Source organism: Microbulbifer mixtoriginis (SeqCode) (assembly GCF_052466765.1).
The window spans coordinates 4,801,971-4,816,213 of the sequence record NZ_CP174289.1 but is presented as its reverse complement, the minus strand read 5'-3'; the positions used below and the strand labels follow the sequence as shown (position 1 = coordinate 4,816,213).

Annotated in this window: 10 protein-coding genes; 5 read left to right on the top strand and 5 right to left on the bottom strand. The window is 51.2% G+C overall.

Annotation, left to right across the window (positions count from 1 at the left end; genetic code table 11):
* Positions 1-51: 51 nt before the first annotated feature.
* The 5 genes from ACJJIV_RS20960 to ACJJIV_RS20940 all read right to left on the bottom strand — a co-directional run bounded on the left by ACJJIV_RS20960 (position 52) and on the right by ACJJIV_RS20940 (position 6,287).
* On the bottom strand, positions 52-1,458 hold the full coding sequence (locus ACJJIV_RS20960) for an FAD-binding oxidoreductase (protein ID WP_444890239.1): 1,407 nt from the start codon (positions 1,456-1,458) through the stop codon (positions 52-54).
* Complete coding sequence (locus tag ACJJIV_RS20955; RefSeq protein ID WP_444890238.1) at positions 1,455-2,780, bottom strand: cytosine deaminase; 1,326 nt, start codon at positions 2,778-2,780, stop codon at positions 1,455-1,457. Before ACJJIV_RS20955 ends, ACJJIV_RS20960 begins: the two co-directional genes overlap by 4 nt.
* 393 nt (positions 2,781-3,173) lie before the next feature.
* Complete coding sequence (locus ACJJIV_RS20950; RefSeq protein WP_444890237.1) at positions 3,174-4,421, bottom strand: DUF418 domain-containing protein; 1,248 nt, start codon at positions 4,419-4,421, stop codon at positions 3,174-3,176.
* Between the two features lie 327 nt (positions 4,422-4,748).
* On the bottom strand, positions 4,749-5,306 hold the full coding sequence (locus ACJJIV_RS20945; RefSeq protein WP_444890236.1) for a hypothetical protein: 558 nt from the start codon (positions 5,304-5,306) through the stop codon (positions 4,749-4,751).
* A 72-nt stretch (positions 5,307-5,378) separates the two neighbouring features.
* Positions 5,379-6,287, bottom strand: a complete 909-nt coding sequence (locus tag ACJJIV_RS20940; RefSeq protein WP_444890235.1) for a hypothetical protein — start codon at positions 6,285-6,287, stop codon at positions 5,379-5,381.
* A gap of 253 nt (positions 6,288-6,540) precedes the next feature.
* Between ACJJIV_RS20940 and ACJJIV_RS20935 the strand changes: the two genes are divergently transcribed.
* The 5 genes from ACJJIV_RS20935 (at position 6,541) to ACJJIV_RS20915 (ending at position 14,210) form a co-directional block, all read left to right on the top strand.
* Positions 6,541-6,945: a hypothetical protein gene (locus ACJJIV_RS20935; RefSeq protein WP_444890234.1), complete on the top strand. Its 405-nt coding sequence runs from the start codon at positions 6,541-6,543 to the stop codon at positions 6,943-6,945.
* 234 nt (positions 6,946-7,179) lie between these two features.
* Positions 7,180-8,718, top strand: coding sequence for an efflux RND transporter periplasmic adaptor subunit (locus ACJJIV_RS20930; RefSeq protein ID WP_444890233.1), 1,539 nt, complete (start codon positions 7,180-7,182; stop codon positions 8,716-8,718).
* On the top strand, positions 8,712-11,849 hold the full coding sequence (locus ACJJIV_RS20925) for an efflux RND transporter permease subunit (protein WP_444890232.1): 3,138 nt from the start codon (positions 8,712-8,714) through the stop codon (positions 11,847-11,849). The genes ACJJIV_RS20930 and ACJJIV_RS20925 overlap by 7 nt, the downstream gene beginning before the upstream one ends.
* A 275-nt stretch (positions 11,850-12,124) precedes the next feature.
* Complete coding sequence (gene dbpA, locus ACJJIV_RS20920; protein WP_444890231.1) at positions 12,125-13,513, top strand: ATP-dependent RNA helicase DbpA; 1,389 nt, start codon at positions 12,125-12,127, stop codon at positions 13,511-13,513.
* Positions 13,514-13,640: 127 nt separating this feature from the next.
* A complete protein-coding gene (locus ACJJIV_RS20915; RefSeq protein ID WP_444886273.1) occupies positions 13,641-14,210 on the top strand; it encodes a DJ-1 family glyoxalase III in 570 nt (189 codons plus the stop codon).
* Positions 14,211-14,243: the final 33 nt, after the last annotated feature.

Genomic DNA, 14,243 nt, shown 5'->3' with positions numbered 1-14,243 from the left:
AGACTGGTGCCGGCGATTCGGCCTATTCAGGCCCTGGTGAATGATACAAGTTCATGAACGCTGCAAGCCTGGAAACAAAAACCCCTGATCACTATCGAATTTGTAGTCTGGATCCTCCCAGGCGATCATCTTACCCGGATTGAGTAGCCCCTTGGGGTCTGTCTGCCTTTTGAATGCAAGCAGCACCGAGTCAATTTGCTTCATCCCCCCTTCTTCCAGGGTGTATCGGTGCGGATTGAAGATCGTACACCCGAGTGCCTCATGCCGTTTGATGATTTCATCAAGCCGGGTTTTATCCGTGAAGCGAACAATGGGTAGGCCAATGGGAACTAGGCGTCCGTTGTAGCGAATAAACTCCAGGTGGCCGGGCAACTCTTCAGCATATATGCTCTGCAACTTGCCGACGGTCTCAAGTGGGTTCACATCAGGATAACGGACCTGAAGATAGGTAATCGATGGATCAACACTTAAGCCACGCAAGGTTGTGTGGTTCCAGGTGAGTTCATAAGCCGGCGGTAAATGCGTGATATCTTCAGCGGTTGCGCTATCGGAGCGGTACAACATCTCAGCACCCGGTGATCGGCTCAGGAGCCCATCCAATGCCCCCATGGCAAACTCTGCCACCATGAGCACAACAACGGACTGTTCCTTGCGGATAAATTTTTTGTGTCGCAAGAAATAGTCATGGGGCAACGGCGCTTCAATCGTAGCGATATCTTTTGTCAGAAGGCCATCCATGTTGGCAAGCTCTTCAGAAAAACGGATCGCATTTATAAAATCATCAAACCCGACGAGCACATCAATCCAGTCATAAGCTTCTGTCAGCGGTACTTCGATCTCGGTGATGATGCCTGTCGTACCGTAAGCGTGCAGAGCCTTTTGTACATCGCTTCCTGTCAGCTCCAGAACCTGCGGCTCCGCCTCCATGGTTACCATCCGCAGACGGATGACGTTACCCAGATCCCTGAGCCCCCCCCAATTCACCGAGCCGACCCCCGCAGCTCCCCCCGCAAGAAATCCTCCGATGGTCGCGATACGGTAGGTGGAGGGATGTATGCGGAGCGCATGACCGGTCCGGGATATCGTCTGCGCATCGATATCCGCCATAACGGCTCCAGGCTCGGTAACAACAACGCTTGGCTTAATATCCTTGACAGCATCCATTTCCGACAAATCCAGGACAACGCCACCGGAAAGTGGCATGGCCTGACCATAATTGCCGGTCCCCGCCCCCCGAGCCGTCACCGGAATGCCCGCGGCGTAGCACACTTTTAGAACGCGAATAACCTCGTCAACATTTTTCGGCCTGACAAGCAGATCACCGGTCACACCATCAAGTTGCTCCTTGAGGATCGGGGAATACCAAAAGAAATCCCGGCTCTTTTTTCTCACTATCCGTGGATCATCCTCAACCTTGATACCGTCGAGATTCGCTTTCAAAGCGGAGATGTCAGTCATGGGCGTTGCGCTCCCATGTGCATGTGATGATCCAGTTCGCGGAAATCCGGCAGGTCCTTGTCAATGCTGCACCCTGCGCGCAGCACATGTCGTGGACCATTTGGGCGTGAAAGGAGTTCATTCCAATTGCGCGCACGAAAGAGAATCAGATCTGCCGACTCACCGGCCCCAATCCAGCCGGCAGAAATCCCCATTATATCTGCCGGCGTGGTCGTTATTGAGCGAACCCAGTCTCCAACCGGATGGTCCAGATGCAGAGTGCGAGTTGCCTGAGCGTAGACTTCAATCAGATCGAGGTCACCGTAGGCGCAAAAAGGGTCCCGTGTATTATCCGAAGCAACAACAACATCTATTCCACGGGAACGCATTTCATGTAACAGCGTGACACCCCGGCGGCGCGGAGTCCGGCCCATTACCCGGTCCTGAAGATAAAGATTGCTCACCGGCAGAGTCACGACCGCGATCCCCGCCTTAGCCACCAGGTCCAGTGTACGGTCCACCTCGTGATCAGGCTGTACCGATAAAGTACAGCAGTGCCCGCACACAATTTTCCCCTGAAAGCCCAGGCGCAGAGCTGTTTCCGCGATGTGGCGCAAGGTCATTCCGGATGGGTCGAGCGTCTCATCGACATGAAAGTCTAGGTCCAACGCATGCTCCATAGCCGCGCGGAACATCGCTTCAAGATACCGATCTAGATCGGGCACCATGTAGGTCGCTGCTCCCAAGATGCCCCCGGCAGCCTGCACCCTAGTCGCAATGCGCCCTAAATATTGATCGTCTGCGGCAAGGCGATGGATTCCGAACAAACACACGCCCTGAAGTTCGACTCGGCCCGCCCATTCGGTGCGAATCTCGCAAAAGAGCGGCCAGGTGATCTCATCTTGCAGCGGCGAACTATCCAGGTGCGTCCGGATGACGGCCGTGCCATGGGTATAGGCACAACGCAGCCCAAATTCCATACGCACCCGAACATCCTCTGCTGACCAATTTTTACTCCGATCCCTGTCAACCGCCTGCATCGCCCCCGTGAAAGAGCCGTCGGGATTGGATGCACGCGGCCAGATATGCCCTTTATCCAGATGAGTATGCAGATCGACAAGAGCCGGTAGGACCAAGCCGTTATCCAGGTCGAGCCCGCCTGACGCCTCTGGCAGATTGGCCGCCGGAGCAACCTGTATTAGCGTTCCGTTACGAAAGACCAAATCGCAGGAAACAAGATCCGATGGCTCAGAATTGCCAGGGTCACGCAAGACACAGGCAGGGATCGTTGCATTTCTTATGGTGCCAGTGCCTTTGAAACTGGAGCCCCAACTTGCCTGCATCTACACCTCCCGTTCCAATGCGCCCGCACACCATTTGCGCAATAGCTGGTGAGAAAAGAGATTGAAAGACAGAGATACCAAAATGCCCACATGAACACGACTGCATCTATCAAATACTGGCCGCCAGCGATCTGCTATTCGCCCAGGAAATGCTGTAAGGACACGCTTGATTTTCTTGCAGGCTAAGTCACCGGCCGATTTGCCTCACCAGCAGCTTGCACCCGTAGTTAAAACTGGCGCTATTTGCGTGATGTTGCACATCTTTGATTGTAGCCGGCTCTCTGCTTCTGCGATTTGGATATCTGATTAGTTTGAGCTGCTTTTTCTTCTCTAAGCCTTAACACCTGTCACTGCCCTAGCTGACGTGTCCTTTCACTATTCAAATGAGACTAATTAAGCTCCCCTACCGGCAGTCTGGAGCGACTTCGCCCTAAAGATCGGTGGAAGCTTCAGATAGGTTAGTGCCCGCCAAAACCACTCTAAAGGCCCCATACGGAAAACTTTCAGCCACAAATCAGAATAAGCGAGCTGAAATAGGACAAGACCAATACAAACACCAACAACTTCTACTCTTGTCAGCGCACCATATAGCCCCATTCCAAAGCCATAAAATATAAACACACCAATCAATGACTGAGCGAGGTAATTGGTAAATGCCATTCGGCCAACCTGTTGTATTTTATTCTTAATCCACAGATGTGTATTACTCTGATACCAGAGACAGGCCAAGCCAACATAGCCAATACTGGTGAAGGTAGCCCCAACCAGATTAAATGCATCGCCATATAAGAAGTAGTGATTAATACTCCAATCATTGCTGTAGTTCCAAACCAAACCCAATGCGGTAAGGATCAAACCAATGGGTGTTGCGACAACAGCCATCTTTTTATAGGTCTCAGAGCTTGCCTCACCACGTAAGATACCAACTTTATAGAGGCCCATACCTATTAGTATCATCGCGGCGATTTTCAAAATAAACGACAAACTGAAAAATAGCATCACAGTATTCGCCTCCATATCTGCATCGCTATCTTCAGCTGCGAATCGGTGATTGACCAACTCCCAGAAACCACCTGTATAGGCCGCAACCTCCCTTTGAATTTGTGCTGTATCAGGTGCGAAGATATCTGAGACTATATATTTAGCTTCCCCACTGAGCCCGGATAACACAATACCGGTATGGTTTGAAACCAGTACAGCGCCTATTAAACTCAAAGTTCCTAGCGTAATGAGCCAACTTCCACGCAGTCCACGGAATATATAAAGCACCATAGCAACTAGCGCATATACTGTCAGTATGTCGCCCTCCCAGATATAGATCGCATGGAGCAAGCCTATAACCAGTAGCCAAAAGTTGCGGCTGTAATGAATCTTAGCGGCAGATTTTTGCTGGTTTAAACGCTTCTCAGCAAGAAGGACTATACCCGCTCCAAAAAGCATGGCAAAAAGTCCCATAAATTTTTGATCGGCAAATATATGTAAGAAAATAAAAATCAGATCATTAAGTGGCCCATCTGCCAGATACGCTTTAGGGTTCAAATAGGCAGCCATGGGCATGGAAAAACTAACCATATTCATAAAAGGAATGCCCAATATGGCAATTCCCCTCAACAAATCTAACTGTGAAATCCGGGCTGACATGCAAATCCTTTTAAGCAAAAATAGAGCAGATTAATGCCAGTGTAGGTTTGACACAAGATTGAACCACTTAAAAGTATTATTCTTTTATTGACAGATGTACCAACTTAAAAAATTAGCCGGTTAACATTTTTTTGGGACTATTGGACCAATAGTTTTTTTAGATCGGTTAGAAAATATATTTGAAATCTGTCGAATGCGCGTCACCATAATACAAAAGTTGCCACTTCTGCTGTCCATATAAGACCTTGGATAACACAAACTCATCAATAGCAATTTAGATAACGATTAGGTTATCACCACAGACTTAAAAATTGTCCGCTTCTATTATTAATGTAAAGGATATTTAATCTCCTTAGCCATCCCCCACATCTTATAGTCTGCCGGCATTTCAGAGAGATAATTGAGAGTGCGATAAATCAGGCTCTTCTCCATTTGGTCTATTCCCAAAGATTTACTCCACCCCTCAGCTGCCAATCGATAGCTCATTACAATCAGAAGAAACTTCTGCTCATTCGATAGCCCACTGCCATGCCCGTTAATTAAAAGGTGCATTGAGACAAGGTCATAATCCAGATCAAACTTAGATTCATTGACCTGGATATTAATTTGGGCTGATCGCCCAGACACTGATGATCCACGAGCAACTATCTGCATCTCGTCCAGAAAAAAAGATACATGGGCGTTATCTTTATCAGAACTATTCACATAGCGCCCTCTTAACGCCAGTTCCCGAATCTGCCTTTTGCTAATTTCACCCCGGAGCCATAAGTTGGTCATTTTTGTAAGGGGACCGTAGGATTCAGCGGCGGGGGTGTTTTCTTCTGCCGCAAGAGGCAATGAAATGAGAAGTACGACAAGACAAATACAGATCCTTGTTACAGCCATTGCTACTACCACTCAAAATCAAGAATTGACCACATAAGCGACACAAGGCGTTATCGCTATTAATGAGTATATTCAATGATTGGTATACGAACATTGCTTTGGGGCGCAACGACACTCATTGATGGCTTTATCGGTCGGGGGGTTAAATTCCACATTAATTTGAGTTCTATCGGCTCGCCTTCTCTCTTTGTGTCTCTGCAATGACTCTTTCGTTGATGCATGAAATCCTCCAGAGAGAAAATACCCCATGAATATGTCAACCTTCTCATCCAGGCTAAAACTACCCTTCCCCAGACCTATCCGGGAGTTAACTTTCGACAAACTGTAAGTCAATAAAATATCTTGACCATCACGATCGAACAGGTTAAACAGGCCTATCGCCCAATCGGTTTCCAATACATGTGAGAGCGTGTAAAACTTATCCACAAATTCTAAATAGATTAAGGAAAAGTCTTCACCTCCTTGAAGAAATCTACTTACGTAAGTGGACTCCTCCTCCCGTAAAAAATCCAACGCTGCCTGGATGGTTATTTCCTGAATATCATTGGCAAGGATATAGCCAGTGAGTCTATTGACTTCAACCACCGTCATGCCAAGTTCATAAAGTTTAGCCTGGTGTTCAGGCAGTCCTCGCCAAGAGGAAAGCGGCATTAGCAACCGGTATGCGGTCATCCACTCAGGATGTTCTTTTAAATTCACCTCATACCAAGTCGGGCTCTTTTTTTCAAGGCCGTGCTTTTGGAGGAAAGACAAGTCTTCACCGTCATAACTCGCTTGGCGAACTGCTTTCATTCGCAGCCAAGCTGTCCAATTCCGTTCCCTACTCAGTATCCAGTCGCTATCAATTTTCTTATTGAGATCATTCGCCGTAGCATGCAATATCTGTAAGGCATCTTGATTAGTGCTAGCGACAGCCGAAGTAGTAAAGATGATGCTCATTAAAGAAATCAACAATAAGGCGGCATTTGGAAGGAATGGCATTGGGGAACCTTAGGTCGCTTTCGATAGCTATATGTGACTTGGCCCATTATTCAGAGGGGCACAGCTTAATTATCGCTTGGAAGCCTGCCTCGAAGAGAAAATGGATGTCGGAATTCCCACCATAGGGCTCATGGGAAATTGCTGAGCCTCGTTTATATTTTCATTGCCTGGAGAAACTTGAGAACACCAGCCAGTCACGCAGTGAAGGCAATCTTTGTCGGGTGGCCGATCTCTGGTGTATGATTTACTAGTAATGAAACACTACTCTTCCACATTTCGCGCCAAACTGATTGCTATGGCGGCCTTGCTCCTGCTGATGTTCCAGGTGCAAACTGTGCTTGCCTGCGAAATGATGGATAGCCCTGAGCCAGCCGCGGAGTGCTGTTGTGACCACATGGTTACCAGCTCAGAGCCCGATGAAGTCGACTGCTGTGAATACGACACCCAGGTTTCTCTCAAGACCTCCCTGGATGATCACGAAGTCGCCTTAACCGCTGCGTTCCTTGGCCTTGAACTTCCTCAGCTGGCACCACCGCCCACTTACCAGTGGCCGCAAATATTAGCCCCACCGCTGCTCAAGGCGGTTACACCCTTCCAACTAGCCTCCACCTTCCTCGGCAATCGAACTTGGTTAGCCACTCTACGCCTGCGTATTTGATCACTCCCTCTCTCTGATTTGCGAAATTTCCCGCAGCATCATTCAACTTTTGTCATTGCTGCTGTTGGGCTTCAGAAAGATTGTTCTAGGAGTGAACCCTTTGATTTCCCTACAAGCCGTTGCTGCCCGTAGCAGCAAAGAAATGGGCAGTGCCTTTGATTTCCAACTTGGCACCCCACACAGCACCGAGCTCGTTACCCAAATTCTGATCCCCTCTATCTTTGGAGGTGTGCTATGAGCCGCGCAAAAACGCTGAGCCTGGTTTCTTTCGTTTTTTTACTGGCGGCCACGGGCGCTGCCTTCTATTGGAAGAAAACAGCTGGATTAGCGGTGACCGACCATATTGAGTTTATTCCTGCCGGCCCCTTCCAGATTGCTGTAACCGTAGATCCACTGCAGCCCCGCGCTGGTAAGAACCAGATTCGCATCGAAGTTAGGGACAAAGAAAACCGTCCAGTCAGCGGTGCCGAAGTTCGCGCAGTAGCGGAAATGCCCGCGATGGGTGCTATGCCAGCTATGCGCGCTCAGGCGGATATCAACGAGACCAGCCCAGGTATTTTTCAGGGGGAGATAGAGCTCGCGATGGTGGGCTCATGGCCCATGGTGGTAGATGTGGCTACCGGCCACGATCGCCACGTGGACCTGGCCTTTGATATGAGCACCAACCGCAAAGGTTTGCGCTTGAAATCTGCACCTGAGGCCTCCGATACCGCTTACTACACCTGTGCGATGCACCCGTCTGTCCGAGCTGCACAGCCCGGCACCTGCCCGATCTGCGGTATGGACTTACAGCCGGTCAGTCATGATGAGCTGCAAAGCGGCAGTATTGTGGTTGAAAGTGGTCGCCGTCAGGCTATCGGTATCAAAACCGGCACGGTTGAAAGACAGCCATTCGCCCTACCCATTCACCTGCACGGTCAGGTGACTTACGACGAGACCCGCCTACGGGATATCAGCCTGCGCTTCGATGGCTGGATTGGCGACCTGGATGCCGACTTTGAGGGCAAGGAAGTTAAACGCGGTGAAGTGCTGTTTTCTGTGTACAGCCCGGAGCTTCTGGCCGTTCAGGATGAATACCTGAAAGCGCGCCGCCGCGGCGACTCCCTGGAAAAAGCCGCACGCAGGCGCTTACTGCTTTGGGGACTCTCAGAGGAGCAAATCGATTGGCTGGTAGAGCAACAGAAAGCGCAAGACTATGTGCCGATATTCGCTCCGGCCAGTGGCGTGATTATTGAGAAGAATATTGTCGCGGGTTCGGCCTTTCAGAAGGGAGACAACCTGCTGCGTATTGCCGATCTGAGCCAGGTCTGGATAGAAGCCCACGCCTATGAGGACCAGCTGCCACTGCTGGAAAAAGGTATGCCGGCCAAGGTGCGTTTAACCAACGTCTACCACGAGGAAATTCCGGCAACCCTCACGCAGATCGACCCGTTTCTCAATCACAGTAACCGCAGTGCGCGGCTGCGCGTAACCCTGCCCAATACCGATGGCGAGCTTCGCCCCGGGCTGTTCGCGGACATTATGTTGAGTGCCAAACTGGGTAATCTGCTAGTGGTTCCCAGGGATTCTGTGCTGATCTCCGGCAAGAAGCGCATCGTTTTCCGTGATCTGGGCCAGGGACGCCTGGAGCCGGTGCAGGTACGCACCGGTTACGGGGATAGTGAGCGCATTGTGATTCGCTCCGGACTGCAGGAAGGTGACAAAATCGTCACCTCTGGCGTGTTCCTGATCGCGGCAGAGAGTCGCCTGAAATCGGGGGTACAGCAGTGGTAAATACCGAACCCAAAGGGCTGATCGCCCGTATTATTGGGGCCTGCGCTGGCAAGCCGGGGATCACGCTGATCCTTGTGGCGATTGCCGCCCTGGCGGGATACCGGGCCCTAATCAGTGTTCCCCTGGATGCTATCCCGGATCTCTCCGATGCCCAGGTGATCGTCATGACAGACTGGCCCGGCCGCAGTCCAGACCTGGTGGAAGACCAAATCACCTATCCGCTGTCTACCGCCATGCTGGGGTTGCCCAAAGTCAAATATGTCCGCGGCCAGAGCTTTTTTGGGCTCAGTTTTGTCTACGCCATTTTTGAAGACGGCACCGATATTTATTGGGCCCGTTCGCGGGTGCTCGAATATCTCAACCAGGTGTCAGACCAACTCCCCGAGGATGTTCAGCCCACTCTGGGGCCAGACGCCACCGGAGTCGGCTGGGTATTTCAGTATGCGTTGGTGGATCGCAGCGGCAAGCAAGATCTGCAAGAACTGCGCGCACTACAGGATTTTAAATTGCGCTATTGGCTCACTTCTGTGGAGGGTGTGGCCGAAGTCGCGTCTATCGGTGGTTATGAGAAGGAATATCAAGTCCAGATCGACCCCCATCGATTGCAGATGTTTAATGTTCCACTGGGCAAAGTGGTCGAAGCCATTCGCCGCAGTAACAACGACACCGGCGGGCGGGTACTGGAGATCGCCGGCCACGAGCATATGGTCCGTGGCCGCGGTTATATCCGCAATGTTTCTGATCTGGAAGAAGTAGTCATTGGGGTAAACGCGGCAAAAATTCCCGTAACCCTGGATCAGGTTGCCGATATTACCTTGGGGCCGGCCATGCAGCGCGGCATTGCCGAGCTGGATGGTGAGGGACAAACCGTCGGCGGTATTGTGGTAATGCGCTACGGTGAAAACGCCCTAAAGGTGATTGAAAGGGTTAAAGAGCGCATCGAACAGATTCGCGCTGGCTTGCCGGAAGGCGTCGAGCTGGTGGTGACTTATGATCGCTCAAAGCTGATTAACAGTGCGATCGACAACCTTAAAAACACCCTGATTGAAGAGATGTTAGTGGTCGCCGCTGTGATCGCCATTTTCCTGCTGCACGCACGCTCTGCTTTGGTCGCGGTGATCACCCTCCCCATTGCTGTATTGTTGGCTTTTATTCCACTTTCTCTACAAGGATTGACCGCCAATATTATGTCATTGGGGGGGATTGCTGTAGCCATTGGCGCCATGGTGGATGCCGCCGTTGTGATGGTGGATAACATCCATAAAAAGCTGGCAGCCTCTGGCGATAAGGCATTGTCTACTGCTGAGCGAAGAAGGTTGGTTGTTCGGGCAATGCAAGAAGTGGGGCCGAGTATCTTCTTCTCCCTGATTATTATTACGGTTTCCTTCCTGCCGGTGTTTGCACTGGAAGCCACCGAGGGCCGTTTGTTCAAACCCCTCGCCTATACCAAAACCTACAGCATGGCCTTTGCCGCACTGCTGGCGATCACCCTGATCCCGGCACTCGCCGTACTGTTGATGCGTGGCAAGATCCGCACCAAGGAAAACCCGGTCACCCGCGCCCTAGTTTTTACACTGCAACCGGTGATCCACTTCTGTGTGCGCCAGCGCAAAATGGTGGCGGCCCTCGCGGTAACCGCCTTGGTTTCCGTGGCCTACCCCATCAGTAAGTTGAGTGGTGAATTTATGCCGCCACTCAATGAGGGCAGTATCCTCTATATGCCCACTGCCCTACCCGGTATGTCTGTGACCGAAGCGGGCAAAGTACTGCAGCAAATGGATGAAGAGCTAAAAACCTTTCCCGAGGTTGAGCACGTGTTCGGTAAAATTGGTCGCTCAAACAGTGCGACTGACTCTGCACCACTCTCCATGGTAGAGACTGTGATTACCCTGAAGCCCAAGGATGCATGGCGGCCCGGCATGACCTGGGATGACCTGCTATCGGAGATGGATGAGAAACTTCAGTATCCCGGTATGCCGAATATCTGGTGGATGCCCATCCAAACCCGTACCGAAATGCTCGCCACCGGTATTCGCAGCCAGCTGGGTATCAAGGTATTTGGCGATAACCTGGAAGAAATCGAACAAACCGCATTAGCTATTGAGGAAGCCCTGCGCAGCGATCAGCGCACCGCCGATGAAACCCGCAGTGTCTTTGCCGAGCGCCTCACCGGTGGCTACTTTTTGGACTTTGATATCGATCGCGCACGGGCCTCCCGCCACGGTTTAAATGTGCAGGATATCGAAGATGTGATTGCCGCGGCTGCCGGTGGCTTGGCTGCAACCCAGACCGTCGAGGGGCGCGAGCGTTACGACGTGCTGGTGCGCTATGCCCGCGACTACCGGGATACCCCGGAACAGCTGGAGCAAATTCTGGTTCCCGCTTCCGACGGTTCCCAGGTGCCTCTCAACCAACTGGCTGATATGGACTTCCGCACTGGCCCGCCCATGATTCGCAATGAAGACGGGCAGTTAGTGGGATTAGTATTTGTCGACCTGAAAGGCGATGTAGGTGTTGCCGACTATGTGAGCCGTGCAAAACAGGTGGTCGCCGACCAAGTCAATTTGGTGCCCGGTCAGCGCATCGCCTGGGCTGGCCAGTATCAATATCTGGAGCGGGCCAAGTCCCGCCTGCAATGGCTGGTGCCCTTGACCTTACTAGCAGTTTGTTTCCTGCTTTACCTACACCGCGGCCGGCTGTCTGACACCCTGTTTGTACTTACCGCTATGCCGATGGCACTGGTCGGGGCCTTCTGGTTGCTGTACCTGCTTGACTACAAACTGAGCGTCGCCGTATGGGTGGGCATGATCGCTATGGCCGGCCTTGCCGCAGAGATGGGGCTATTGATGCTGCACTATTTATCGGCTGCTGGAACCAATAAGCCGCAGCAAGACAATACCGCTGCAGTCGCACAAGCGGCAGCGGGCCGTATACGGCCAATGTTAATGACCAGTCTCACCTTGTTGATTTCATTGATTCCAGTCATGGTTTCCGATGGCACCGGCGCAGATGTCATGAAACGCATTGCCGCCCCCATGGTCGGCGGCACCCTCACGACACTGTTGTTTGTACTGTTGGTTATGCCCGGAGTGTTTTATCAGTGGAAGGCTCGTACAGATAAGGAAAGCTAGAAAAGCGGGGGCATTGGCTCAACTTGGCCCATTGCCCCATCGATTTTCTACTGATCATTTTTCATCAGCGTAAATTACCTATTTGTCAGCTGTGCATTGCTGTAACGACAGCGGGCAAATAGGTTTCCTCAGAGTTAACTGTTAAAATGCCAGGCAAGATTTGTATTGCCCAGATTGCAACAGCGCTGTAATGACAAAAGCTAGAATGTGAAAATCACTTTCCTGGCTTGTTGAGTAATACGCGTATTTGACATTCAACGACTCCAGGATTTACCTTGACTGCCCCCTTTTCCGAACTCCCCTTGAAGCCAGCCCTGCTGAAAAACCTGGCGTCTCTCAACTACACATCAATGACCGAGGTCCAGGCCAAGACACTTCCGCTCATACTCGACGGCAAAGATGTGATTGCGCAGGCAAAAACCGGCTCCGGTAAAACGGCAGCCTTCGGTTTGGGGGTGCTGCAGCGGCTCAGTGTTGAGCGATTTCGAATTCAATCGCTGATTCTGTGCCCCACACGGGAACTTGCCGACCAGGTTGCGCAGGAACTGCGCCGAATGGCCAGGGCAATACACAACATTAAGATTCTGACCCTGTGTGGCGGTATGCCGTTTGGCCCACAGATTGGCTCCCTCGCCCATGGGGCGCACATTATTGTTGGCACACCAGGGCGTATCGAAGAGCACCTGCGCAAGGGAACCCTATCCCTCGAACATGTCGACACCCTCGTCTTTGACGAAGCCGACCGGATGCTCGATATGGGCTTTCAGGACGTTATTGATACCATTCTGGCGCAAGTGCCAGCTCGGCGACAGTCGTTACTGTTCAGCGCGACTTACCCGGATCAAATCGAGCGGCTCAGTGCACGAGTTATGCAAAAGCCGGTGATGGTACGCATTGAGTCCGCGCACAGTGAGGATGTGATCGAACAACGATTTTACAAAACTGAGAGTTTCGATGATCGCCTGGAGATGACCCGCCGCATTTTACTCAATGACAGGCCAGTCAATACCCTGATTTTCTGTAACACCAAACGCGAGACCGATGACGTCGCCAGTGACCTAAAGCAGGTGGGATTCAACGTGCTCGCCCTGCATGGGGATATGGAGCAACGCCAGCGTAACGAAACCCTGATCCGCTTCGCCAATGGCAGCGCCTCGATTCTGGTGGCCACCGATGTGGCGGCGCGCGGCCTGGATATCGACAAACTGGATGCAGTGATTAACTTTCATATCGCCAAAGATCCGGAAGTACACACCCATCGCATCGGACGGACTGGCCGCGCCGGTGAACGCGGTTGCGCCTACTCCCTGTTTTCCGAGAAGGAAGGCCACAAACTACTGCGAATGGATCTAACCCAGGACCCGCTATCCGATCCCGATGCTCCACCGCCTGCCGATATCTTAAGCGAACCTCCGTTTCAAGCACCCATGGCCACCCTGCAAATTGATGGCGGCAAGAAACAGAAAGTCCGCCCCGGCGATATTCTGGGTGCATTGACCGGCGGCGATCGCCCCATCAACGGTAAAGATGTAGGCAAGATCAACGTACTGGATCAAACTGCCTATATTGCTGTTAAACGCAATGTGGCATCCCAAGCACTGAAAAAGATCGAAAATGGGAAACTGAAAGGGCGTAAATTCCGGGTACGCCGTATACGAGGCTAAGCTTTAAGGACTAATGAGTTAGGTCCGTATGGACCTAACTCCCTGAGCTGGGGATTAGCTTTAAGGTGTGGCGTTAGGTTAGAAAGCCTATAAATACTTAAGTCCTAGCCTTTTTGGAGCTGTGTCCATGTCCAAAATACTGATCCCCCTTGCAGATGGCGTTGAAGATATCGAGGCCATTGCTATCTACGACATTTTAAGTCGGACGGATGCGGAGCTAACACTAGCTTCTATTATGCCGAGTAATCGCATCACTACCCTACGAAATCTTGTTATCGAAGCGCCTTATCGTATAGAGGAGTGTTTAAATACCACTTGGAATTTAATAGCTCTGCCAGGAGGTAAGGAAGGTGCCGAGTGTATGCATAACTCGGAACCTCTAATGGAGCTTATCCGCGCACAAATCGAATCCAGCCGTTGGTTAGGGGCAATTTGTACCGCCCCAGTAATCGTACTTGGCCGACATCAGTTAATTACCAATTTTAAAGCAACTTGCTACAAAGCTTTTCGTAGTGAGCTTAGTCAATATGTAAGGGAAGTCAGCGATCAACGAGTGGTTGTTGACCGGAACTTAGTGACCAGCCAATCACCAGGAACCGCGATAGAGTTCGCACTTGCACTCGTAACCTGCTTATTTGGGGAAGAGCGAACACACTCAATTGCTCACACGATGAATGTCTTATTACCAGGTAAGTAATCTAACATTATCCTGACATTCAGTTTTTCAATC